At 54.2% G+C, this 23,451-nt stretch carries 31 protein-coding genes; 11 read left to right on the forward strand and 20 right to left on the reverse strand.

Going from position 1 to position 23,451, the window contains the following annotated elements:
- The 9 genes from OGY18_RS27130 to merT all read right to left on the reverse strand — a co-directional run.
- On the reverse strand, nt 1-564 hold a 564-nt coding region (locus OGY18_RS27130), incomplete at its 3' end, for a DUF4158 domain-containing protein (protein WP_259470151.1).
- A gap of 2 nt (nt 565-566) precedes the next feature.
- Nucleotides 567-1,124: a recombinase family protein gene (locus OGY18_RS27135; RefSeq protein ID WP_001162012.1), complete on the reverse strand. Its 558-nt coding sequence runs from the start codon at nt 1,122-1,124 to the stop codon at nt 567-569.
- A gap of 129 nt (nt 1,125-1,253) precedes the next feature.
- The gene (locus OGY18_RS27140; protein WP_000993245.1) at nt 1,254-1,466 is read right to left on the reverse strand and encodes a DUF3330 domain-containing protein; all 213 of its coding nucleotides are present in this window, start codon (nt 1,464-1,466) and stop codon (nt 1,254-1,256) included.
- 65 nt (nt 1,467-1,531) lie between these two features.
- Nucleotides 1,532-1,768: a broad-spectrum mercury transporter MerE gene (merE, locus tag OGY18_RS27145; protein ID WP_022652270.1), complete on the reverse strand. Its 237-nt coding sequence runs from the start codon at nt 1,766-1,768 to the stop codon at nt 1,532-1,534.
- Complete coding sequence (merD, locus tag OGY18_RS27150) at nt 1,765-2,130, reverse strand: mercury resistance co-regulator MerD (RefSeq protein ID WP_001277466.1); 366 nt, start codon at nt 2,128-2,130, stop codon at nt 1,765-1,767. Before merD ends, merE begins: the two co-directional genes overlap by 4 nt.
- Before the next feature lie 17 nt (nt 2,131-2,147).
- The gene (gene merA, locus OGY18_RS27155; RefSeq protein WP_000209296.1) at nt 2,148-3,833 is read right to left on the reverse strand and encodes a mercury(II) reductase; all 1,686 of its coding nucleotides are present in this window, start codon (nt 3,831-3,833) and stop codon (nt 2,148-2,150) included.
- 38 nt (nt 3,834-3,871) lie between these two features.
- Nucleotides 3,872-4,297: an organomercurial transporter MerC gene (merC, locus tag OGY18_RS27160; protein ID WP_000522996.1), complete on the reverse strand. Its 426-nt coding sequence runs from the start codon at nt 4,295-4,297 to the stop codon at nt 3,872-3,874.
- A 27-nt stretch (nt 4,298-4,324) separates the two neighbouring features.
- Entirely contained in the window at nt 4,325-4,600 is a 276-nt protein-coding gene (merP, locus tag OGY18_RS27165) for a mercury resistance system periplasmic binding protein MerP (protein ID WP_000732275.1), read from the reverse strand.
- Nucleotides 4,601-4,615: 15 nt separating this feature from the next.
- Nucleotides 4,616-5,011, reverse strand: a complete 396-nt coding sequence (gene merT / locus OGY18_RS27170) for a mercuric ion transporter MerT (protein WP_001294653.1) — start codon at nt 5,009-5,011, stop codon at nt 4,616-4,618.
- A gap of 71 nt (nt 5,012-5,082) precedes the next feature.
- Between merT and merR the strand changes: the two genes are divergently transcribed.
- Nucleotides 5,083-5,538 carry a mercury resistance transcriptional regulator MerR gene (gene merR / locus OGY18_RS27175; RefSeq protein WP_001166628.1) on the forward strand — a complete coding sequence of 152 codons (456 nt, stop codon included), beginning with the start codon at nt 5,083-5,085 and terminating at the stop codon, nt 5,536-5,538.
- 93 nt (nt 5,539-5,631) lie between these two features.
- Here merR and OGY18_RS27180 read toward each other — a convergent pair whose 3' ends face one another.
- Complete coding sequence (locus OGY18_RS27180; RefSeq protein ID WP_176602932.1) at nt 5,632-6,567, reverse strand: tyrosine-type recombinase/integrase; 936 nt, start codon at nt 6,565-6,567, stop codon at nt 5,632-5,634.
- 236 nt (nt 6,568-6,803) lie between these two features.
- On the opposite strand from OGY18_RS27180, the gene OGY18_RS27185 reads away from it, so the two are divergent.
- From OGY18_RS27185 to OGY18_RS27200, 4 genes are all read left to right on the forward strand, one after another.
- On the forward strand, nt 6,804-7,631 hold the full coding sequence (locus tag OGY18_RS27185; protein ID WP_022652267.1) for a hypothetical protein: 828 nt from the start codon (nt 6,804-6,806) through the stop codon (nt 7,629-7,631).
- A gap of 145 nt (nt 7,632-7,776) precedes the next feature.
- Complete coding sequence (locus tag OGY18_RS27190; RefSeq protein WP_224776060.1) at nt 7,777-8,184, forward strand: DUF8727 domain-containing protein; 408 nt, start codon at nt 7,777-7,779, stop codon at nt 8,182-8,184.
- A complete protein-coding gene (locus tag OGY18_RS27195) occupies nt 8,181-9,290 on the forward strand; it encodes a hypothetical protein (RefSeq protein ID WP_224776061.1) in 1,110 nt (369 codons plus the stop codon). Before OGY18_RS27190 ends, OGY18_RS27195 begins: the two co-directional genes overlap by 4 nt.
- A 21-nt stretch (nt 9,291-9,311) precedes the next feature.
- The gene (locus tag OGY18_RS27200) at nt 9,312-10,280 is read left to right on the forward strand and encodes an IS5-like element IS903B family transposase (protein ID WP_013087110.1); all 969 of its coding nucleotides are present in this window, start codon (nt 9,312-9,314) and stop codon (nt 10,278-10,280) included.
- Nucleotides 10,281-10,305: 25 nt separating this feature from the next.
- Here the strand turns inward: OGY18_RS27200 and OGY18_RS27205 are convergent, their stop codons facing one another.
- From OGY18_RS27205 to OGY18_RS27225, 5 genes are all read right to left on the reverse strand, one after another.
- The gene (locus tag OGY18_RS27205) at nt 10,306-10,518 is read right to left on the reverse strand and encodes a hypothetical protein (protein WP_022652265.1); all 213 of its coding nucleotides are present in this window, start codon (nt 10,516-10,518) and stop codon (nt 10,306-10,308) included.
- A gap of 133 nt (nt 10,519-10,651) precedes the next feature.
- Nucleotides 10,652-11,053, reverse strand: a complete 402-nt coding sequence (locus tag OGY18_RS27210; protein WP_022652264.1) for a hypothetical protein — start codon at nt 11,051-11,053, stop codon at nt 10,652-10,654.
- Between the two features lie 48 nt (nt 11,054-11,101).
- On the reverse strand, nt 11,102-12,133 hold the full coding sequence (locus OGY18_RS27215) for an IS630-like element ISEc33 family transposase (RefSeq protein WP_001395480.1): 1,032 nt from the start codon (nt 12,131-12,133) through the stop codon (nt 11,102-11,104).
- A 275-nt stretch (nt 12,134-12,408) separates the two neighbouring features.
- Nucleotides 12,409-12,939, reverse strand: coding sequence for a thermonuclease family protein (locus OGY18_RS27220; RefSeq protein ID WP_008322250.1), 531 nt, complete (start codon nt 12,937-12,939; stop codon nt 12,409-12,411).
- 4 nt (nt 12,940-12,943) lie between these two features.
- Nucleotides 12,944-13,141, reverse strand: a complete 198-nt coding sequence (locus tag OGY18_RS27225; protein ID WP_008322246.1) for a hypothetical protein — start codon at nt 13,139-13,141, stop codon at nt 12,944-12,946.
- 505 nt (nt 13,142-13,646) lie between these two features.
- Between OGY18_RS27225 and OGY18_RS27230 the strand changes: the two genes are divergently transcribed.
- From OGY18_RS27230 to OGY18_RS27255, 6 genes are all read left to right on the forward strand, one after another.
- Nucleotides 13,647-14,678 carry a LacI family DNA-binding transcriptional regulator gene (locus tag OGY18_RS27230; protein WP_008322245.1) on the forward strand — a complete coding sequence of 344 codons (1,032 nt, stop codon included), beginning with the start codon at nt 13,647-13,649 and terminating at the stop codon, nt 14,676-14,678.
- A 286-nt stretch (nt 14,679-14,964) separates the two neighbouring features.
- Nucleotides 14,965-15,918: an ABC transporter substrate-binding protein gene (locus OGY18_RS27235; protein WP_008322243.1), complete on the forward strand. Its 954-nt coding sequence runs from the start codon at nt 14,965-14,967 to the stop codon at nt 15,916-15,918.
- A gap of 64 nt (nt 15,919-15,982) precedes the next feature.
- Entirely contained in the window at nt 15,983-17,515 is a 1,533-nt protein-coding gene (locus tag OGY18_RS27240) for a sugar ABC transporter ATP-binding protein (protein ID WP_008322240.1), read from the forward strand.
- Complete coding sequence (locus tag OGY18_RS27245) at nt 17,502-18,521, forward strand: ABC transporter permease subunit (protein ID WP_004113181.1); 1,020 nt, start codon at nt 17,502-17,504, stop codon at nt 18,519-18,521. The genes OGY18_RS27240 and OGY18_RS27245 overlap by 14 nt, the downstream gene beginning before the upstream one ends.
- A 77-nt stretch (nt 18,522-18,598) precedes the next feature.
- A complete protein-coding gene (locus OGY18_RS27250) occupies nt 18,599-19,969 on the forward strand; it encodes a hypothetical protein (RefSeq protein ID WP_008322237.1) in 1,371 nt (456 codons plus the stop codon).
- On the forward strand, nt 19,966-20,886 hold the full coding sequence (locus tag OGY18_RS27255; protein WP_008322235.1) for a carbohydrate kinase family protein: 921 nt from the start codon (nt 19,966-19,968) through the stop codon (nt 20,884-20,886). The genes OGY18_RS27250 and OGY18_RS27255 overlap by 4 nt, the downstream gene beginning before the upstream one ends.
- A 182-nt stretch (nt 20,887-21,068) precedes the next feature.
- Here OGY18_RS27255 and OGY18_RS27615 read toward each other — a convergent pair whose 3' ends face one another.
- The 5 genes from OGY18_RS27615 to OGY18_RS27270 form a co-directional block, all read right to left on the reverse strand.
- Nucleotides 21,069-21,134 carry a DUF596 domain-containing protein gene (locus OGY18_RS27615; RefSeq protein ID WP_071524498.1) on the reverse strand — a complete coding sequence of 22 codons (66 nt, stop codon included), beginning with the start codon at nt 21,132-21,134 and terminating at the stop codon, nt 21,069-21,071.
- Between the two features lie 23 nt (nt 21,135-21,157).
- Complete coding sequence (locus OGY18_RS27620; protein WP_371822463.1) at nt 21,158-21,238, reverse strand: DUF596 domain-containing protein; 81 nt, start codon at nt 21,236-21,238, stop codon at nt 21,158-21,160.
- A gap of 193 nt (nt 21,239-21,431) precedes the next feature.
- Nucleotides 21,432-21,848, reverse strand: coding sequence for a type II toxin-antitoxin system VapC family toxin (locus OGY18_RS27260; protein ID WP_008322233.1), 417 nt, complete (start codon nt 21,846-21,848; stop codon nt 21,432-21,434).
- Entirely contained in the window at nt 21,845-22,075 is a 231-nt protein-coding gene (gene vapB / locus OGY18_RS27265) for a type II toxin-antitoxin system VapB family antitoxin (RefSeq protein ID WP_001261276.1), read from the reverse strand. Before vapB ends, OGY18_RS27260 begins: the two co-directional genes overlap by 4 nt.
- A 252-nt stretch (nt 22,076-22,327) precedes the next feature.
- Nucleotides 22,328-23,350, reverse strand: a complete 1,023-nt coding sequence (locus OGY18_RS27270; RefSeq protein ID WP_008322227.1) for a DEAD/DEAH box helicase — start codon at nt 23,348-23,350, stop codon at nt 22,328-22,330.
- Between the last annotated feature and the right edge of the window lie 101 nt (nt 23,351-23,451).

Below are 23,451 nucleotides of genomic sequence, written 5' to 3' on the forward strand. Positions count from 1 at the left end.
GGTAAGCAGAGTTTTTGAAATGTAAGGCCTTTGAATAAGACAAAAGGCTGCCTCATCGCTAACTTTGCAACAGTGCCCGATGGCATTCATGGCGGGCAGGATAATGCTCTGCCGCCGCAGATTCTCGACAAGTGCGCTCGCCAGCACGATGCCTTTGTCGGTCTGCAAGGCCAGCTCGGTCAATGTATGCACGGCTTGCCGATAGTGGCTCATGGTGAAGGGCTTGAACCCAAAAACCGTTTGCAGCTCGACCAAGTGCTCCCGCCGTGTCTGTTCGCGCTGGCCGTACTCGCTCCAACTTTCCACTGGCATCTTGAGTTGCGCGGCCACCATGCGCAACAGGGGCGGAAACGGAGGCTCATCGACGCCCAAAAAGGTGCCAGGGAATCGCAAGTAGCAAAGCTGCACAGCGAAGCCCAATCGATTCGCGGCGCCGCGACGCTGACGGATCACCGACAGGTCGGTTTCGTTGAACGTGTAGTGCCGTATCAGTTCGTCTTTGGCATCTGGCAGTGCCAGCAGGCTTTCGCGCTCGGTGGCGGACAGGATTGAGCGGCGTGGCATGGTCAGTCTTCCCGCAGGTACTGGTACAAGGTTTCGCGGCTGATGCCGAAGTCACGGGCCACCAAGGTTTTTTGGTCGCCTGCCGCAACTCGCCGTTTCAACTCGGCAATTTGTTCGCTGTTCAGCGATTTCTTTCGTCCCCGGTAGGCACCGCGCTGCTTGGCCAGCACGATTCCCTCGCGCTGACGTTCGCGGATCAGGGCGCGCTCGAACTCAGCGAAGGCTCCCATGACCGACAGCATCAGATTGGCCATCGGTGAGTCCTCGCCGGTGAACTTCAGCCCTTCTTTGACGAACTCCATGCGCACGCCCCGTTGTGTCAGCCCTTGGACGATGCGGCGCAGGTCATCAAGGTTGCGTGCCAGCCTGTCCATGCTATGCACCACCACGGTGTCGCCCTCGCGGACGAAGGCCAGCAGCCTTTCCAGCTCGGGACGCTGGGTGTCCTTGCCAGAAGCCTTGTCGGTGAACACCCGCGCCACCTGAACACCCTCCAATTGCCGTTCCGGGTTCTGGTCGAAGCTGCTGACGCGGACATAGCCGATGCGTTGACCTTGCAAGATGCCTCCAAAGGCAAAAGTGTCAGGATGAAATCTATTACCTTTGACGGAATATGTCAATCAATAGGAAATTTAACTCTATTCTGACATCGTTTGCACATGGCATCTGACATCAAGTTAGGGTATGCCTCAATCTGACGGCTGCGAACCGCCAGGGACAGGCGCAATGTCAGATTCTGTCGCGGCCTTGGCGCGTGCCTGGAAGCGTTCATAGCAATCCAGCCCGCAGAAATGTTCGACGTATTCCGCGCCTTCCGGGGTGAAGGCGGCATCGAGCGGAATTTCTTTGCAGCATACGCAGCAGGTGGTGCAACTGGCAGTGTTCGGGGCGTTTGCGTTCATGGTGGTACTCCTCCAGATTGGTAGCGAAGCTCAAAGCTGCCCACTCTCGGCTGGCTGGGAAGCGGTCATGATCTTCCCTTGAAGGCCCGCAGCAGCCGCGTCACAGACAGGACAAACAAGCCGGTCAGCGTGAGGGCTGCAATACCCCAGTGCACCCCGATGAACGCGCCGGCCGTCGTGCCGGCTAGCACAATGGCGAGAATCGGCAAATGGCAGGGACAGGTGAGCACGGCCAGCGCGCCCCACAAGTAGCCGGTGATCGGTTTGTGCGTCTCAGACGGCAAGTGCTCTGGGCTGTTCATGGCAGACTCTCCGCGTGCTGTGCCGGTTCGGTTGGCATGGCGGCCAGTTGCATTTCGAGGCTGGCCAGGGCCTCGCGCCGACGCTCGACGAGTTGCCGCAACACGGCAAGCTGCGCAGACGCACCGTCACCGTCCGCAGCATCCAGCGCCCGGCACAGCCGCGCCAGTGCGTCCAGGCCGATACCCGCTTCGAAGGCAGCCCGTACAAAGCGCAGCCGTTGCAACGCGGTGTCATCGAACAAGCCGTAGCCGCCCGTGGTGTACGCGACCGGCCGTAGCAATCCGCGCAGCAGGTAGTCGCGCACGATATGCACGCTCACCCCGGCATCAAGGGCCAGCCGGGACACTGTGTAGGCGCTCATTGAACACCTCCTTTTCCTCATCCGGCGCAGCACGAAAGCTGCTTCACGTCCTTGCTGAAGGTCTGCGCCGCGAGCTTCAGCCCTTCGACCATGGTCAGGTAGGGGAACAATTGGTCGGCCAGTTCCTGCACGGTCATACGGTTGCGAATGGCGAGCACCGCCGTCTGGATCAGTTCACCCGCTTCCGGGGCCACCGCTTGCACGCCGATGAGCCGTCCGCTACCTTCCTCGATGACCAGCTTGATGAAGCCGCGTGTGTCGAAGTTGGCAAGCGCACGCGGCACGTTATCCAGTGTTAGCAGGCGACTGTCGGTCTCGATCCCGTCGTGATGTGCTTCCGCCTCGCTGTAGCCCACGGTGGCGACCTGCGGGTCGGTGAACACCACGGCCGGCATTGCGGTCAGGTCCAGGGCCGCATCGCCGCCAGTCATGTTGATCGCCGCACGAGTGCCGGCCGCTGCCGCCACATAGACGAACTGCGGCTGGTCGGTGCAGTCGCCGGCCGCGTAGATGTTCGGGCTACTGGTGCGCATGCCCTTGTCGATGACGATGGCCCCCTGCGCATTGACGGCTACCCCCGCCGCTTCCAATGCCAGGCTGCGCGTGTTCGGTGTCCGGCCGGTGGCGACCAGCAGCTTGTCGGCGCGCAATTCACCGTGCGTGGTGGTCAGCACGAATTCACCGTCCATATGGGCGACCTGGCTGGCTTGCGTGTGCTCCAGCACCTCGATGCCCTCGGCACGGAAAGCGGCTGTCACCGCCTCGCCGATGGCCGGGTCTTCACGGAAGAACAAGGTATTGCGCGCCAGGGCCGTGACCTTGCTGCCCAGCCGGGCAAAGGCTTGCGCCAGCTCCAGCGCCACCACCGACGAGCCGATTACGGCAAGGCGTTCGGGAATGGTGTCGCTCGCCAGGGCCTCGGTGGAAGTCCAGTAGGGTGACTCTTTCAAGCCCGGAATCGGCGGGACCGCCGGGCTGGCACCCGTGGCGACCAGGCAGCGGTCGAACATCACGACGCGCTCGCCACCCTCGTTCAAACTAACGATAAGGCTCTGGTCGTCCTTGAAACGCGCTTCACCGTGCAGAACGGTGATGGCTGAATTGCCGTCCAGGATGCCTTCGTACTTGGCATGACGGAGTTCTTCGACACGGGCCTGCTGCTGGGCCAGCAGCCGCTCGCGCAAGATCGTCGGCGGTGTGGGTGGCATGCCGCCGTCGAATGGGCTTTCCCGGCGCAGATGGGCGATGTGGGCGGCGCGGATCATGATCTTGGACGGCACACAACCGACGTTGACGCAGGTGCCGCCGATGGTGCCGCGCTCAATCAGCGTGACCTGCGCGCCTTGCTCGACGGCCTTCAGTGCTGCCGCCATCGCGGCTCCACCGCTACCAATGACGACGACCTGCAACGGGCGTTCGTTGCCACTGGGCTTATCAGCGGCCCCTATCCAGCCGCGCATCTTGTCGAGCAGGCCGGCGCGGTTGTCCGTCGGTGGCGCATCGGCAAGCGTTGCCTCGTAGCCCAGCCCGGCCACGGCGGTAGTCAGCGCATCCGATGACGTGCCCGCCTCAATGGCGAGTTGCGCTGTGCCCTTCGGATAGGACACCAGCGCCGATTGCACGCCGGGCACTTTCTCCAAGGCTTCCTTGACGTGAGCCGCGCACGAGTCGCAGGTCATCCCGGTGATTTTCAGGGTGGTCATGTATTTTTCCTTTTCTGTGGTGGCTACGGCTGTTGCCGTCAGCCACGTTGTTCTGGCAATTCACAGCTGTCCGGCCCGCAGCGGCGATGTGCTGGCGAGATGAAATCCCAGACCGACACCCCAACCATCAAGGCCAGGCCGACATAGAGCAGTCCACCGCTCTGCCAGCCGTAAGCCCGCATTAAAAACACCGCTGCCAGCACCAAGATCGGGCCTATCGTGCCGAGCGCCGTGCGTCGCCACTGTCGATGATTGAGCCAAGCGATAGCATTGGCGAGTAACGCGATGCCGGCGAACATCGGCAGCAGGATGCCAATGAATAGCCCCTCGTACTGGCTCAAGAAGCCCAGTCCGATGGCCGCGCCAAAGCTGGCGATGGCAGGAAAACAGGCGGCGCAGCCCATCGCGGAAACGACGCTGCCGAGCGCGCCGGTTTTGCCAGCGATGCGCGTGATGAGTCCCATGTGTCGCTCCCGAGTTCGGTTAACGGATCAGCGTTTGAGGCTGGACGGATAGCCCGCGTCCTCGGTCGCCTTGGTCAACTTCTGGACGTTGGTCTTGGCATCGTCGAAGGTGACGACGGCCTGGCGCTTGTCGAAACTTACGTCGGTCTTGCTCACGCCCTCAACCTTGGAAAGCGCGTGCTTGACAGTGATCGGGCAAGAGGCGCAGGTCATGCCAGGCACGGACAGCGTGACGGTCTGGGTGGCGGCCCACACGGGGGCAACAACGGCAGCGAGGGCGAGGGCGGCAAACAGTTTTTTCATGATGAACTCCTGTGATTAATAGAAAAATGGCATGACGTAGGGAAATCCGAGCGAGACCAGGACCAGCGCGGCCACGATCCAGAAAATGAGCTTGTAAGTAGCTCGCACTTGGGGAATCGCGCAGACCTCACCCGGTTTGCAGGCTTGCGCCGGGCGGTAGATGCGCCGCCAGGCGAAAAACAGCGCGACCAGCGCTGCGCCGATGAAGATCGGGCGATAGGGTTCCAGCACCGTCAGGTTGCCGATCCATGCCCCGCTGAACCCCAAGGCGATCAAAACCAGCGGCCCCAGGCAGCAGGCCGACGCAAGAATGGCGGCCAGCCCACCGGCGAAGAGCGCGCCGCGCCCGTTTTGTGGTTCAGACTTTTGTGGTTCAGACTTTTGTGGTTCAGACTTTTGTGGTTCAGACATACGCTTGTCCTTTCAAATTTGGTTTGGATAGCTTAAGCTTACTTCCGTAGTTATGTACGGAGTCAAGCGATATGCAAATTAATTTTGAGAATCTGACCATTGGCGTTTTTGCCAAGGCGGCCGGGGTCAATGTGGAGACCATCCGGTTCTACCAGCGCAAGGGCCTGCTGCCGGAGCCAGACAAGCCCTATGGCAGCATTCGCCGCTATGGCGAGGCGGATGTAACACGAGTGCGGTTCGTGAAATCGGCCCAGCGGCTGGGCTTTAGCCTGGACGAAATCGCCGAGCTACTGCGGCTGGAGGATGGCACCCATTGCGAGGAAGCCAGCGGCCTGGCCGAGCACAAGCTCAAGGATGTGCGCGAGAAGATGGCCGACTTGGCACGCATGGAGGCCGTGCTGTCTGAACTGGTGTGCGCCTGCCATGCGCGGAAAGGGAACGTTTCCTGCCCGCTGATTGCGTCACTGCAAGACGGAACGAAGCTCGCTGCATCGGCGCGGGGGAGTCACGGGGTGACTACGCCTTAGCGTGCTTTATTTTCCGAATTCTGAGACGACCCCTGGCAGAACGCAGGAGTAAGGCTAACCGGGGCGCCCTGATCCACAGGGCCGTGCGATTGTTTAGCCGGTCAGGTTCAGCCGGTCGCGGGCCTCACGCAGCCGTCGTTCTCCCCGCCGGTCATACTGCTGGGTGGTGGCAACGCTGGCATGCCCCATCGCGTCCTTCACCGTGATGAGATCCTCCCCGTTATCGAGCAGGGCGGTTGCAAATGTCCGGCGCAGATCGTGGGGGGCGCATTTGGTAATTCCGGCCTGGCGCTGCCGCACCTGGAGGATATGGTACACCGCCTGGTCAGTCAGCCGGTCGTCCGTCAGGGTGTCAAACCGGCGGATACGGGTGAAAAGGGGACCCGGCGCCTCACCCCGGACCTGGTCTACCCACACCTGCAGCCGCTGCCAGCTTCCTGCCGGCAGAAAGGCCAGCCGCTCCCTGTTGCCCTTTCCGGTGACCCGCAGCGCCCGCTCCTCCGTGACAACGTCACCGATACAGAGGCCCACCGCCTCCGAGCGACGCAGCCCGCACCCGAGCATCACCGCCAGCAGGGCCGCGTCCCGCGGACCCAGACTGCTGCGATCGGCATCACATGCGGCAAAAAGCTGGCGGATCTCCGCCGCCGGCAGTGCCCGCCCCCGCGGCAGCCGGCTGCCACGCAGGTTCCGCACGGCGCGGATATGCTGGAAGCTGTCCACGTCCATCAGCCGCAGCATCCAGGCCTCCTTCGCCACCCCTTTCAGCGCGGCCAGATAGGTGTTGATGGTGGCCGTTGCGCGCCCCGTATCCCGGAGCATCTCAGTGATGGCCATCACATGATGACGCCGCAGGCTGCCCCAGGTACAGGTGTCGGGCCCGGCGAAGCCAAGCATCCGGGCGACGATCCCGAGAAAGGAGGCCATGGTCCGGCGACTGCGGGGAGAGTTCAGGGAAAGAAGATAGGCGCGGGCCGGATCAGAAAGGCCGGCATGACCGGCAACGGCGGGCAGGTGTTCCCCGTTCAGGCTGAGCGACGGAACGGGCGGTACCCGTTCCTCTGAGTGATCGGTCACGGTCTGATCTCCTGGGCCGGAAAAGCCCGGTGTGCTGTGTGAAAAAACGGGTCCGGTGACCCGGTCAAAGCGTATCGCAGAAAGTCTACTTTTTCAAATAGACATTTTAATAAGTAGAGAAAAAAATTGATAAGAGATACGGAACTGATAGGATAAATCTCATTTGTCGACAAAGATGGAAGTTAAAAATGAATGCTAATGATAGGAAAGTTTTATGCACTATTGACCAAGCTTTTTATGGTGAACGTGAAGATCAGTTTGGAAAGTTAAAAGCATATTATGAAGTGTTTAGTAACGGCGAAATAATACCAATCAATCAAAGCGACTTTTTCTGCGAAACAGAGCAAGTATTCGTAACAGGTGGTTTTTCTGAAATTAAGGAGAAATTTAAAGACAACTTATTTGAGGTCTCTTGCTCACCGACGAACTTCGAAAAAAAAGAAGGAGACTGTAAGTATGTAACAAGATTTAATGCTTGTGAAGAAATAAAAGGACTCCAGGTCAGTCAAATTATAGATGGTAAACTGCCTATACCCGAAAACCCTCTTTTAGTCACAGATATAAAGCCAACAACAAAGACCATAGTTATTGAAGAAAATGATTATATCTTTGGACCATTCGATTTTATAGCATCTCATGATGAATCATCTGACACATATACATTAAACTTAAAACCTATAAACACCCCCCTGAATAGAATCCCGCAATACCACATTGGAAAAATTGGCATTCAAAAATGCATTGCAAACATAGCCAGTAACCCTAAAAATAAAATATCATACCTGTCAAATATAAAGAGAAACCTTGAGCAAATCGATGAAGTGATTGATTTTATTTCAGATGATCAGATCATTTCAACGTACGGAAACAAAATAGCTCAAAACTCAGACATAAGAAGCTTTACAAAAGGAACTATATCTCAAATACGTAAGCATTTTTCATCCTCTAAGGAATTTAGAGCGTTTCCTCAAAGATTTACCAGACTATTCATACTTATTAGTTCCAGAGTACCTTAGATTCTTAGGCACTATAAACCAAGATGAAACTGTACAGACGCTGACGCCTCGATTATTAGACAGGGCTGCAATTATTAACTTTGATGACTTTGAACATAACTATGATGTTGTCATAAAAGAGTCAGGAGTTAAATCAAATATCCTAATGGAAGCAATATCTGGAAATGATTTTATCAAAGCATTTCAGCCAACAAGTTTAGAAATACCTCAAGATGTAGAGCAAACATTATTATCAATAATAAGTGTTCTACGCGATGATAGACTAGATTTTGGTATCCCAATTATTGTTTCTTATAGAAAAATAAAGGCTATAAGATATTATTATAATATTGCAGGTCCTTTGATGTCGATGGAGAGTCGATACTTGGCACTGGACTATGCTGTATCTCAACATATATTACCTCTGCTTAACGGTTATGGACAAGGTTTCGGTAAGAGGTTAGAAGCTCTGTTAAATATCCTCCCTGAGGAAATGGAAAGATCTTGTCGCTTACTTAAAAGAAGCATCAATCATGGAAGTCAAAATCTCTTTGGATATGGGAATAATTTATGATTGATTGTTATGTAAATGTTTATAACGGTAATGACGAATGCCGAATACCTCTTACAGACAGTGGTGCCTATGAGGTAAAGGAAAATGACAAGCTGGTTTTTCACTTAATTATAAGTGAACAAGAGTTGCTTACTCTTGGGGAGCCAGTTATGGTAATCGGCGATATTCCAACAACCTTTTTAAGAAATGAAAACTCCCCGCAAGGGGAGTGTCATTTTGTATCATGTGAACCGTCTTATTCTCATTCGTCACGCTACTTCTTTAACTTTTTCGGTGAGAGCGAGGTTACAATATATTTTGGTAAAGCAGAAGGGAAAACTTTAACATTTAAATTTAATATACTAGCAAGAAAAGAAAATGCAAAATTAGCAGAAGAAATGTTGGGTTTTATTAGTGATAATGTTGATGATACCGTAGCTATTTGTTTTTCGAGAAGCAAAACCGGAGGTGGTTTTAATAATGAAGAAGAACACAAGTTTAGCAAGTATGATGCAGTCATTTACGCTGTAAATTATTTATCGCAATCATTACCTGCTTTTGTTAATGACAAAAAAACTCACTGGAAACAGAAGGTAATTCTATCCCAAAATGGACAACCAACGGGTCCTGATTCTGTATACTGGGCACTTACGAATTTAGACAGATTATCTCCTTCTACGGCCGACAACTATAATATATACTTCAATAATCGTGGTTATCATTTTGATGAACAACCTAAGGAAGTGCTTATTGATGATACAAATGTTTATGAAAATATAATCATAAACTCGTTCTTGTACAATGCTGATAATTTTTTATATGCCTTAAAGAAACATTATTCTGAACTCGCATGTGAAGATGTTGGTTATTCTGATACTGAATATGTTCGCTTTGATCATACTATGTCAAAATATGCGAAAATAGCTTTGAAAATGAGAATTAAAGAAATTGAAGAAAATCATGAATTAGTAAAAAAACTGATTTACAGCTTTAAAAAAATAATGCCTTCCAAGATTAGCCCTAACATCCTCCCTAAAATAACTTCTTTTGTTGCAAAAAAAGGACATTATCGAGAAGCTTTTAGATTGATAAATATCGCGAACTTATCATCAGCACGGCTTTGTTGAATAAATCGAACTTTTGCTGAGTTGAAGGATCAGATCACGTATCTTCCCGACAACGCAGACCGTTCCGTGGCAAAGCAAAAGTTCAAAATCACCAACTGGCCCACCTACAATAAAGCCCTCATCAACCGTGGCTCCATAACTTTCTGGCTGGATGATGAAGCTATTCAGGCCTGGTATGAGTCAGCAACACCTTCTTCACGAGGCAGACCTCAGCGCTATTCTGACCTTGCCATCACGACTGTGCTGGTCATTAAACGCGTATTCAGGCTGACCCTGCGGGCTGCGCAGGGCTTTATTGATTCCATTTTTTCTCTGATGAACGTTCCGCTACGCTGCCCGGATTACAGCTGTGTCAGCAGGCGGGCAAAGTCGGTTAATGTCAGTTTCAAAACGCCCACCCGGGGTGAAATCGCACACCTGGTAATTGATTCCACCGGGCTGAAGGTCTTCGGTGAAGGCGAGTGGAAAGTCAAAAAGCATGGCCAGGAACGCCGCCGTATCTGGCGTAAGCTGCATCTCGCCGTTGACAGTAAAACACATGAAATCATCTGCGCTGACCTGTCGCTGAACAACGTTACGGACTCAGAGGCCTTCCCCGGGTTAATCCGGCAAACCCACCGGAAAATCAGGTCAGCCGCCGCCGATGGCGCTTACGATACCCGGCTATGTCACGATGAACTGCGGCGTAAGAAAATCAGCGCGCTTATCCCTCCCCGAAAAGGTGCTGGTTACTGGCCCGGTGAATATGCAGACCGTAACCGTGCAGTGGCTAATCAGCGAATGACCGGGAGTAATGCGCGGTGGAAATGGACAACAGATTACAATCGTCGCTCGATAGCGGAAACGGCGATGTACCGGGTAAAACAGCTGTTCGGGGGTTCACTGACGCTGCGTGACTACGATGGTCAGGTTGCGGAGGCTATGGCCCTGGTACGAGCGCTGAACAAAATGACGAAAGCAGGTATACCTGAAAGCGTGCGTATTGCCTGAAAACACAACCCGCTACGGGGGAGACTTACCCGAAATCTGATTTATTCAACAAAGCCGCGGTCAGCAGCCAGCTCTGAACAAAGTGCCAGAATGCTCTGCCAGTTTGCGATGTCACCCTGACTTTTAATTTTTCCAGAATTTTACGCACCGCAAATTCTGATTTATCCCGCAGCACACGCATTGCGCCTGCTACATCTTTTTTCTGTATACAGATACTTAAAATATGAAAATCGTTCATGGTTCTCCCTTCCTTATAATATTAATATCGGCAAAGGCCGCAATATAATTAGATTAGGAAACCACTTTACCTATAAAAATTCATTTCATGTCAGGACGACCCAACCATTTGTCTGTTAATAACATCTAGCATATTATTCATCTGTCTCTTTGTTATCTGGCATGTTGGTCTGGAGCCGGGAAAAATCTTCGCGAATCGACTTAGCTGCTGGTTTCCATACCTTTTTAGCCCACTCTTTATTCATTCTTCCTTCACTGACAATCTTCAGGGCGATGGCATAGGGCGTACGCCCCTGCTGCTTTGATAGCCACAAAATGTGGTCGTCAATACTTTCATCCGGGATATCATCAATAATGGAATGAATGAGGTCAATGTCTTCCTGAACCCACGCTTTGCCCGTTCGAGGAAATACCAGATTGGGTTCGCGAGTTTTTTTGTGATTTCCCTCTCTTGCCTCTGTACAAGCATTTTTTCCGGCGGCGATAAGTCTTTTCCTCTCACTTAACCCCCCCAGGGTAGCAACCGTCCTGACCATATTTTCACGCTGTTCGCGGGTGATGCTAAATAGCTGCGCCTAATACCGCTACACTTTTGCCTGACCATGTTTTCCTCCGGGGAATGGGCTGGCGGTTTCCATAAAATGGCGGACCTTTTTCAGTAACTGCCACATTGAGCGGCACTGATGATTACGGGTTATCGTGTCATGAAGTGCCTGCCATAGCCGTTCCACATGATTCACCCACGGCGAGTAAACCGGCTGGTAAATTACCCTGAACTTGGGATTTGCTTTCAACCAGCGCTGTGTTTCGCGGCTTTTATGGATAATGTAGTTATCAACGATCAGCGTGATTGTTTTCGCCCGCCGGTAAGTGGCTTTCAGGTGCTTCAGCAGAGCGATAAACAGCGCTGAACTTTTGCTGTTGCCGCCCACGTAGCTGACTTTACCCGTGCCACTGTGCAGTGCGCCGGCCAGATAGTATTTTTCGTTCTGCCCCGGCGTCACTACCCGTTTCTGCTGTCCGCGCAACTGCCAGTCCGCACCGATTTTAGGATTAAGGTGGATATCCACTTCATCTTCATAAAATACCGGATGCTCTGCGCTGCATTCATCCAGCGCTTTGTGGATTACCGCCATCTTTTCATCTTTATGTGGGTCACGGATACGCAGAGTTGGCGCGGCCCTGCGCCATACAAGCCCCGCAGATGGCAACCAGCGGCGAACGGTTCCTGCATGTAACTGGCAACCGGTTATCTCATTGATTTTTATTGCCAGTAATTCGGTGCTCCAGCGTGAACGTTGATAACCAAAATCGCCGGGAGAATGCTTTATCAGCTCACGTAACAGGGTGCAGATATGTTCAAAAGGCCAGCGTCGGGAGCGCCCTGCGGGTAAGGATTTCAGGCCTTCAATACCTGAGTGCGTAAACCAGTTAATCCAGCGACCAACGGATGAACGGGCACAACAGAGAGTTCTGGCAACATCGCTGACCCGTTCACCCCGATGAAGCATCAGCATGGCCGTGAGTCTGCGGGCATGATTTTTATCACGCGTTTTATGAATAGCTTTCTGCATCAGGCGTCGTTCGCCACGGGGTATTGGTACTATGATCGGCATCGCTCAGTCCGGTTGGTGATTTTGGTTGGTTTGGCGATTGATCAGATCGCACAATCCGGGCTGAGTTCCCTTTCAGTGATCTACTATTCCGCGCAGCTATTTAGCCTCATCACAAATAATGTCATTCAGCGTTTCGATAAGTGATTCTAATTTATTCTCAGTTAATTTCATAATCGTTATTAGCTCACTGTGCAATTAAGGTTGCTCTTGATTGTTTCATTTATTTTTGGCGGTAGTTATTTGAAAGCATCTTTCCAGGAAAATCTTTGCATTCATCATTCACTATTTGACAGAGCCGTGCCCTGATGCAGACTGCGCCAGCGCCAGGGTTCTGTCTGACCCGCGACTGACCAGAGACCGGTCGCCTGACGACGGGCTTCGTCTTCCAGGGTTACGTAGTCGTCCCGGATGGCTTTTCCATGAAATCGATAAGCCCAAGCCAGTCCGTTGCGGATCTGTGCAGCATTCACATCCGCTTTGCCAAGCCACACCGTACCCAACAGCCGGCCATAGCGATCCATGTCAGTGCCCGTGACAGTGACGGTACGCTGCGCCACCATTGATGCTAGCGCCTGCCTGGAACGCTGACCAAAGGGCTGGCTTTTTTCCGGCGCATCGATGCCGGCCAGACGAACACGCGTGAGCTGGTTGTCCGTTTCAAGAACCTCAACGGTATCCCCGTCCAGAACACGAACAATCCGACCGTTGATATCCGCTGTGGCCGAAAACGTCACCACGAGCAGAACCATTAAACAGAGCTGACTGATCATGCAGCTGTGTAATTTAGTGGCCTCGATTTTGTCCATGATGTCAGTCTCTTGGGGTTCTGTACCATACCCGGATAAATTCCGGTTTAAGGTAACTGTTAATGCGTGACCCCAGACTGATATTCATTAAGGTTTCAATATTTATTATTTCGATGTGCTCACTCTGTGAATCTAACCATTCATTCAAATCTTTCACAGAGGAAGTCGGTGTGCCATAAGTGATATCGTGAACTTTAATCATGTCAGTTCCTTATAAAAAGGGGGATGCTTAGTGGGCGCTAAGGCCAAAACGGCTGTTTGGAAAACGATTGTCAGCAGTGTCGGCTTTCAGCCCTTACGTACAATGAAAAGTTTCGCAATTCGGTGATCGGTGTGCTTCGGGATTGCGGCTATATCCCCCATCGTAAATGGAAATATTTCGTCGCATTTTTTTGAGAAACGGCTTCTGAGAGCGATTACTGGCTTCTGAAGGGCTATATCACTAGCAGATTGAACTAACAGAAAGATTTGATCCTTTACGATCCAGAAAAGGATCTGCGAAGTTATGAGCACGCTCACTTCCGAGCGAGACTCCAACTTTCCCAGAAATCATTCACAAACAAAGTTATTTACCTTCTGTTCACAAAACGAGAAGCGGCTCACTGATCAAACAAACCTAAACGTTTATGTTATGGTTCCATAAACGTTTAGGTTTAGATAATAACCGTATATATCGCAGGTAATTTCTTAGATGCAGAGACCGAAAAATGCGTAAAGCAACAATGCGGGATGTGAGCGAAGCAACGGGATTTTCCATGTTTACCGTTTCGCGCGCGCTAAACGGTGGCGATGGCGTCGCTGACGACAGCCGGGAGCTGATTTTAAAAGTGGCGCGAGAGCTCGGCTACGTACCCAACCGCGCGGCCCAGGCGCTACGCCGTTCGAGCAGAGACTCGGTGGCGGTGATCACCGCCCATGCGTCGAACTATTACTATCTCAACCTGATGTCCGGCATTCAGCAGATACTGCAGCCTTCACAGTGGACCGTGGTGCTTGGCGATATTGCGGTCAACGGCATCTATGACCGCGCGCAGGAAGATCGGATGATTAACCGCCTGATAGAGTCACGGATGGCCGGGATCATTTCGACGGTGACGCTGCAGCCGGAAAGCCTGACTCTGCTGGCGAAATGGGATATCCCGGTCGTCTTCGTTGATTCCCCGCCCCGCGGCGAGCACAACTTTCCCAGCGTCACGACCGACAATTACCATGCCAGCCTGCTGGTTGGAAACCATCTGGCGCAGTACGACTATAAAAACTGGCTGCTCCTTATCTACCCGGACCGCTGGACTACGCGTTTTGAACGCGAGCGCGGAATACGCGAGGCCGCCGAGCGGTGCGGCGCTACGCTTGGAGTTGTCGAAACGGAAAACGACGCGCAGTCGGCTGCAGACAAACTGAGCCAGTACCTCGACCGCCAGAAAGCGCTGCCGGATGTCCTTATTGCCGGTAACAACCCTATTCTGCTGGGTTCACTCAAACAGCTCCAGCAGCGCCAGATAGCCATTCCAGAGGATATGGCCCTGATTGCCTACGACGAATTCGACTGGGCGCCGCTATTAAATCCGCCGCTGACGGTGCTCAATGAAAATAGTGAAGAGATTGGCAGACAGTCGGCTGAAATGCTTATCCAGTTAATTAACCTGGAAGGGAAAGGAGAAATCAACACCCAACGTAAAGTTCCCGCCGAGCTGGTTATTCGCCAGTCCTGCGGCTGTAAAAAAACGCATAACAATTAAAAGACATTATAGAGATTGCTGACAACGTTTCGCCCGAATGGGCCTGCCCGACGCCGCTTCGCTCGCGCGGGCCTGAAGAACTGCTGTCGCGTTTTTGCCAGGCCCGCTAAGGTGCCTGTCGGCTAACAGCGGCAAAGCGTTTGCCATCCCTCTCTAATCATTTTAGAGCTTTAAATAACGGCTGAATAATCGGCCGACAGTAAAAAAACAACATCAGAGGATTATTTCTGAGGCTTCCCCACACCTGGCCGTACGTCATACCACACGATAATGAAAGGAACAGAATATGACCAAACTTCACAAAGCATTTCTGGCTGTCGCGGTTACTGCGGTAATCACCACCATGACAGGATTTATCCCCGCCGCCAGCGCCGCGCCGCAGGAGAGCAAAAAAATAACCCATATCGGCTTAATGGTGCAGGACATGTCTAACCCTTTCTTCTCTGCAATGGAAAGGAACGCAAAGCAGGCCGCGGCAAAAATCGGCGCAACTCTTAACGTACAAGATGCGCAGGTCGATCTAGCAAACCAGAACACGCAGATTGACGCCTTTATTCAGCAGAAAGTGGATCTGATCATTATTTCCGCCGTCGATGAGTCCGGCATCGAGCCGGCCATTCAGCGGGCAAAAGCCGCCGGAATTATCGTTATCGCGGTCGATACGCCCGCCAGGGGCGCTGACGCGGCGATCATGACCAATGCCATCCAGGCCGGCGAAACCTCCTGCGAATATCTGTTCAGCCAAATGGGCGGCAAAGGCAAAGTGCTGCTGGTGGACGGCACGCCGATTCAAACCATTATTGACCGCATCAAAGGCTGTAAAAACGTCGCGCAAAAATATCCAGATATCAAAATCGTCGGGCAGCAGGCATCCCGCAACGACCGCGCTTCCGGCCTGATGGTCACCACCGATATGCTCACCGCCAATCCGGATGTCTCCGGTATTTTCGGTATGAACGATCCTGCGGCGCTCGGCGCGGTGCTGGCCGTTGAGCAGGCCGGCAAAGCCGGTGCGATTAAAGTCACCGGCGTAGACGGCAGCCCGGAAGCGGTTGAAGAACTCAAGCGCAGCGGCTCACCGTTTATTGGTACCGCCACGCAAAACCCGGGCGAAATGGTGCGCCAGGCCATCTCGCTTGCTCAGGATATGGTTGATGGCAAGCATATTGCGTCCCCTACCGTATTGATCCCCAGCGTGCTGGTCACGCGCGACAACGTAGATAGCTATCCTGGCTGGTAATCACATCATCACTCAAGAGGCAAAAACGGGATGACGATTGGGTTCATCCCGGAGGGCAAAGACAATGGCCGACATCACTTCATCCCCCTTGCTTAGGCTGGAAGGGATTTCAAAACGCTACGGCGCGACCCTCGCACTGAACAACGTACGCTTTGATTTATTCGCCGGAGAGGTCCATGCCCTGATGGGGGAAAACGGCGCGGGTAAATCCACGCTGATGAAGATCCTCTCCGGAAACGAGCAGCGCGATAGCGGCGCGATCTATATCAACGGGCAGGAGATTGATATTCGCACGCCAAGAGATGCGCGCAAATATGGCATCGCCATCATCCATCAAGAGCTGAATACGGTTCCCGATATGACTGTGGCGGAAAATCTATTTCTCGGCCAGGAACAGACCTCTTTCGCCGGTATTCTCGATCGCAAACGGATGCTCCGTGAGGCCCGGGAGAAGCTGGACCGGATTAACGCGGACATCGACCCGCAGGCGCCGCTCGGCTCGTTGAGCATCGGACGTCAGCAAATGGTCGAGATTGCACGCGCCGTCAGTGAAAACGCAAAAGTACTGGTGCTTGATGAGCCGACCGCCGCTCTGTCGCGGGCAGAGACCCTCCAGCTTTACCGGCTTATCGAGCAAATGCGTCAGGATGGGGTCGGGATGGTCTACATCTCACACCGCATGGAAGAGGTATGGCAGCTGGCAAACCGGGTCACGGTGTTCAGGGACGGCACGTGGATCGGCACGGAAACTCTGAGCAGCGTCTCGACCACCGATATCGTACGCATGATGGTTGGCCGTCAAATCGTCGATCTCTATCAGCACGAACCGCGTACGCCCGGCAAAGTACTGCTGGAGGTCGCGGATCTGGCGGGTAGCGCAACCGGCCCGGTCTCCTTTGAGGTCAAAGCGGGCGAAGTCGTCAGCATGTCCGGGCTGGTTGGCTCTGGCCGAACCGAAGTGGCCCGGCTGTTATTCGGCGCCGACCCTCGTAGCCAAGGAAGCGTGCGTATTAACGGCAAGGTAAGCCATCCGTCAGATCCCACCGCCGCCATCGCCGACGGAATCGGGATGGTGACCGAGGACCGCAAAACCCAGGGCCTGTTTCTGGGTCATTCGGTTGAGCACAACATTGATATCAGCTCGCTGGAGAACTTTGTCGCCGGCGGCGTGGTTAAACGCAAAACCATCCGCGCCGCCGTCCTTGAGCAGATGCGACGGTTACGGCTGCGGGAAAATGCGGTCGAACTACCCGTCAGCGCCCTGTCCGGCGGAAACCAGCAGAAAGCGGCGCTGGCGCGCTGGCTGCTGCGCGATTCGAGGCTGCTAATCCTCGATGAACCGACCCGCGGCGTGGATATCGGCGCCAAAAGGGAAATTTACGAACTGATAGACAAACTCGCCCGCGCCGGGAAAGCCATTCTGGTGATCTCCTCCGATTTACCGGAGGCCATCGGCATCAGCGACCGCGTGCTGGTTATGCGCGGCGGCCGAATCGTTCACCAGTTACCCTCATATTCAGCAACGGAAGAAGAAGTGATGCTGCACGCAACAGGAACCTTTACCAGTCAATCCGGAGAATGCCATGGACAACAATAAACCTGTGACGGAACTGCCGGTCAAAGCGCCGTTTGATTTTGCGAAATGGTGGGATCGGGTGGGGATCTTAATCGTTCTGCTGGTGCTGCTGATCCTGATGTCGACCTTTGCACCAAACTTTAACCGCGTCGATAATCTGCTGAATATCGCCCGCTCGATTTCCGTCAACGCTATTCTGGCGGCGGGAATGACCTTCGTCATTTTAACCAGCGGAATTGATTTGTCCGTCGGGTCTATCGTCGCCGTCTCCGGCGTGATCTCGGTGGTTGCGGCGATGGCCGGGATCCCTGCGCCGCTGGCGATTCTGGCCGGCGTGGGCGTGGGCGCGCTCTGCGGTCTGCTGAACGGCGTGCTCACCGCCTATCTCGCTCTCGCGCCCTTTATCGTCACTCTCGGCACAATGACCTTCCTGCGCGGTATGGCCTATACCATTACCGAAGGGCAACCTATTGTATCGAGTAGCCTGAGCTTCCGCGAGCTGGGGAATGGCTATCTCGCCGGCATCCCTGTTCCGGTCATTATTATGCTGGTGGTTTATCTGCTGGCGTGGTTTATTCTTGAGCGCACGCGGTTCGGTCGTCATATCTATGCCGTCGGCGGCAACGCCCAGGCCGCGCGCCTGGCCGGCGTCCGGGTAAAACGCGTACTGGCGGCGGTTTATATGATTGCCGGCGTCTGCGCGGGTCTAGCGGGCATTATCTTCGCCGCCCGGGTCATTTCCGCCCAGCCTACGGCGGGTACGGGATATGAACTGGACGCCATTGCGGCGGTAGTGCTGGGCGGCACCAGCCTCGCCGGAGGACGCGGGCGAATTATCGGCACCCTGATTGGATCGATAATTCTCGGCGTGCTCAGCACCGGCCTGATTCTGCTGAGCGTCCCCTTTTTCACCCAGCTATTGATTAAAGGCATCGTCATCATTCTTGCCGTGGCGATTGACGGACTGAAGCAGCATCCGGAACTGTTTACCTTCTGGCGGAAAAAAGAGATCGCCCGTACCCGCTAGCTTTCCCTGACGCTTTGTTTATCCGCCGCGCTGGCGGCGGGTCTTCGCATGCTTAAATTTTAATGGAGTATACGCCCATGACATATCACATTACGCTGACGGACCCGATGAACGGTACCCGGGATCGCGAACCGATTACGTTTACTCTCCCCGAGAAACTGCAGGAGCCCCTGTGGTGGGCAATCACCAGCGAGGACCAACGGATCCTTTGCCAGCGCCTCACTCATGAGTCGACGCAAAACAGTACCGCCTTTATCGCAACGGTAAGCTTCAGCGGCACGCTCCGGATGCGGCTTGACCGGCCGCTAACGGCGGCAGAAGTCGGTGACGTCGCCGGTATCCACCGCCTGCCTGGCCGGGAGAAAGACTGTTTTGTCCGCCTCAATACCGGCTGCTTCGATCTGGAAATGTGTCGGGGAACCGCCCAGGGCGTGGGTTCATCCAAGTGGGGACTGCGCCATTTTCGCTGTCTGCAGGACAACGTCGAGCTGCTTCCTTCCGGGAATAACGCCATCGGCGGTTTTTACGGTCCGTTCTTTACCCCGGAAAATGGGCTGATTAACCCGCCGGAACATACCCTCGTAGATATTGAAATTGTTGAGGAAGGCCCAGTCTATCATCACTATCGCATGCACGGCACGATCCCCGATGGATTATTAGCGGAGCTGCGCGGTAAGCACTTCACCATCGACTGGAAGTTCAGCTGGAATACCCCGTGGTTTCAGCGGCGCTACTGGGTTGATGACTTTTCGACGGTCATTAACGGGCGTTCAGTGACCAACAAGATCACCGTCGGCGACGAGTTTGAAAGCGGTCCGGGAAAACTGCTGTTTGACCGCTTCGCGGCCTACGGCGGTACCCGCTATCGCGCAGGCGATCCCTACGCCGAAGAGCTGGTCGCCATGGTGGCTCATACCGTTACCACCTCTGAAAACCAGAGTCCGAAATTTGCCGAATTCCGCGAACAGCTCGCCGATATGGCCTCCGCTCATTGGGATCTTTACTGGCGAATGTTCTGCCGCTGGGAAAACGTGCTGGATGAAACTGAAATCCGCGAAAGGCTTGGCGTAGTGCGCGCCCGGGCGCACGTACGAGCCGACCTGAATGAACGGAAATGGCACCTGACTGATTCTCCCGTCAACGTTTCCGCTGTGCCGGATGAAACCGTGTTCCCGGGACCAGCCAGTAAAACCGTCGAGTACGATTCAGCGAGCGGCCGGGCGATGATCTGGTGGACCTCCCGCCCCTCCGGCGCGTTTCAGATAGTCCAGCGCCGTCAGTCCGGTTGGGTGAACTGGGGCAGCAACGGGGAAAACGAGTGTCCGGAGCTTCCGGTCGGGGTTGATATCAAAACCGCCTGCGGGATATTCGCTGACAACTGGATGCAGGTAGCCGACAATCTGGAAACGCCGCCGCAGGTCGCGGTGAGTCAGGAGGAAAAGCCATGATCCTTTGCTGCGGAGAAGCCCTGATCGATATGCTGCCCTGCCGGAGCCGTGAAAATGCTCCCGCCTTTACGCCCTGCGTCGGCGGCGCGGCGTTCAATACCGCCATTGCCCTGGGGCGCCAGGGGATAGCGGTCGCGCTGTTTTCCGGTTTATCGGACGATTTTATGGGTGACATGCTGCGCCACACGCTTGAGGCCTCTGGCGTGGATTATTCGCCCTCAACCCGCGCACCGCTACCGACCACGCTGGCCTTTGTCAGGCTGGAAGGCGGACAGGCGCGCTATACCTTTTACGATGAGAATAGCGCCGGCAGAATGCTGACTGAAAGCGACCTGCCGACGCTCGGTGATGACGTATCTGCCGTCCTGTTCGGCTGCATCAGCCTGATAGCCGAACCGTGCGGCAGCGTTTATGAAGAGCTGATGGTAAGAGAGGCGCCGCGCCGGGTGATGTTCCTCGATCCCAATATCCGTGAAATCTTCATCCTGGACCGGCAGAAACACCTAGCGCGCATGATGCGGATGATTGCCCTAGCGGATATCGTCAAGCTTTCCGATGAGGACCTCGCGTGGTTTGCCGAACCCGGCGAAGAACACGAGGTCATACGCCGTTGGCTTGCTCTGGGACCAAAACTTATTGTGGTCACCCGCGGGGCTGACGGCGCCGATGCCTGGACCGCTAATTTCCATCTTCATGTTCCAGGAGTTCGCGTAACGGTTGCCGATACCGTCGGCGCCGGGGACACGGTCAATGCCGGTATTCTCGCCAGCCTTTCGCAGGCCGGACTCCTTGAGAAGCCTAAATTAGTCACATTGTCACGAGAGCAGGTGCGCCGCGCGATCAATCTCGGTATGCGTGCCGCCGCGGTGACGGTCTCCAGGCCAGGGGCTAACCCGCCGTGGGACCATGAACTCTGAAGACTGACGACGCTAACCCTTGTAAATCACAGGCGGCCGAATGATGGCCTGAACATTTGCCCGCGCATTCTCCCCCCTTTCAGGGGGAGTCTGGCGGGTGGTCATTGCGTAACTTTATTTGACCTTCGTATTGGCGAGTGACTGCTTAACGGCTCCGAAGAGTCGTTATGACTAGCGGTGTATCAGGTCCAGTCTTCATAGCCATAGTCATGGATCCAGACTATGCCGCCAGGGCATTTTTTCGTCAGAAACCATCCTCTTCCATTTCCTCCTAGTTTTCGGGAAAGTTTTCACGATACAAAGAAATTTGTTCGCCGATGCTGCCTTCCAGATATTTTCCTCGACTTGCTATACGTTTTCGTTACCAGAAGATATTTTTGAAGGGCGAGTTAAGACCGTTAAATTTCAATACAAACAATGAATTAACCTCTTAGCGTGGTTTTTTACATCATTGGACCTCGAACCCCGTTCACTGAAAAGCCAGCCGTAGTTCGGGTGTTCAGCATTCATGTCTGTCGTCTCCGTAACGACATTTTTTTTCGGTTTTATTTTACCCAGTCTTCCAGCATCAGGCCCGGGACCCGCGCAAACTCTCTCACATTGTTCGTCACCAGGACGGCACTGGCCGCGATGGCGTGCCCGGCAATGGCCGTGTCGTTCGGGCCGATCGGCGTCCCGGCGAGGCGCAGCGCCACCCGGATGTCCGTCGTGGCGTCCACCGCGGCGCGGTCCCAGGGCAGGACAGCATCGAGGCGCGCGCAGAACGCGTCGACCAGCTGAATATGGCGCGGCGAGGCCTTCGGGCCGGTGGCGCCGAAGCGCATCTCGGCGTACGTCACGGCCGAGACCACGATGCGATCACCGCGCAGCACCGCCTGCTCCAGGCGCTTCAGCACCGCTGCCGGCTGCTCGCGCATGATGAACGAGCAGATGTTAGTGTCGAGCATCCAGGTTTTCTTCATGGCTCAAAGCGTCCTTCATCGCTGACCACATCCTCACGCTCCGCCATAAAGTCCGGATCGGCCCTGTCCAGCTGCGCGAATGAGCCCCAGGTCGGCCGGACGGGACGCAGAATGATGCTGTCCCCTTCCCGGACGATCTCCAGCTCGCTGACGCCGTCAAAATCCAGGTCCCGGGGCAGACGGATGGCGCGGTTATTGCCGTTTTTAAATATAGAAACTGTGCGCATGGATGTTCCTCCGGCTGATCATGCATGATGTGTGAGTGCATATGTGCAGTATATGCCTGCCGGATTGATTTGTATAGGTGTCACATATGCAGATGCATGGCATATGGATATGCTGTGCATATCCTGTTTTCTCATTTATCCATCGCAGATCCGAAAAATACCAAAACCGGATCCGCACTTTTCCAGCCTGAAGTGACGTCGTTGGCCATACAGCTTTATTTCGGAATTGTGCCCTACTGAGAAGCAGCTAACTCAATTTCGGAATCGGCGCAGATGAGTTTCGGGAACAAAATAAATGTTGCCGCGCGCCCGTGAGCATGCCACGTACAGCCTGTTACGGGACGACGGTGGAAGGGCTGCCAGTTCCTGACGGGTTAGAAGTTTCCAGTGGGAGGATCCCATCACAATGCAGACATCCTTAAAGTGGTCGAGCCCTTTACTGACGCCCCAGTTCATGGAATAGCAGCCGTAACGGTGATGTTCACGATAGAAGAGCTTAATCACCGTATTATCGGCGTGCAGGGTGGCTGTGCGCTCTGCATCTGTGATCGTTTCAATCAGGGTGGCATGTCTCCCATGGGCAGCGATACGGATGTTCAGTTGCCCGGTGATAAACTCGCACACTGAAGCTGAGCAACGCCATGTTCGGTTGAGCGTGTCCCGGTCAACCTTGAAACCTGCTGCGTCGAAGCGGGCCTCATATCGCGTAATGTCATCGTGCAGCGTTGAATTAACGTTGCCGTCATGGCTTGTATCAAAGGTATGTTGATAAAAATCGCCGCAACAGAGCACAGTGATTTCCGCGCGGCAGAGCTCCAGCAGAAAATTAAAGTCATGTCCGGCAAAGTCCTGGACTTCATCGACAAGCAGTTCATCGTAGTAACGGGCAAGCCGGGTACGGATATCCGGCAGCAGCCCGCGGGCTGTCAGCAAGTGTGCGAGCCTCCGGTGATACAGCCGTCCGGCGGGATCCTGATAATGCCGGGCATTCGTGCGCGGTATTCTGGGTGGGGGCTGGTCGAAGCTCAGGCCACGCGATACCAGCTGCTCCTGCAGGTAAGGCCGGAAGCAAAAACCGTGCAGAAACTCAAACCAGGTCATCACCCTGATCCCGTCCGGGATAAAGCCAAAACGTCTGATAATCTGCGCCCGCAGATGCGCTTCATTATTCACGGTGAAGGTCAGGAGCAGCGTCCTCCGGTCCTCACTCAACCGTCGTATCAGCAGCGTGGTCTTGCCCGAGCCGGCAACCGCAAATATCACTCTCTTGTCCATGCCAGTGCCTCCTGAATATAAAGGCACTGTTGCAAATAGTCGGTGGTGATAAACTTATCATCCCCTTTTGCTGATGGAGCTGCACATGAACCCATTCAAAG

This window comes from Citrobacter sp. Cpo142, assembly GCF_030332425.1.
Taxonomy (GTDB): domain Bacteria; phylum Pseudomonadota; class Gammaproteobacteria; order Enterobacterales; family Enterobacteriaceae; genus Citrobacter; species Citrobacter portucalensis.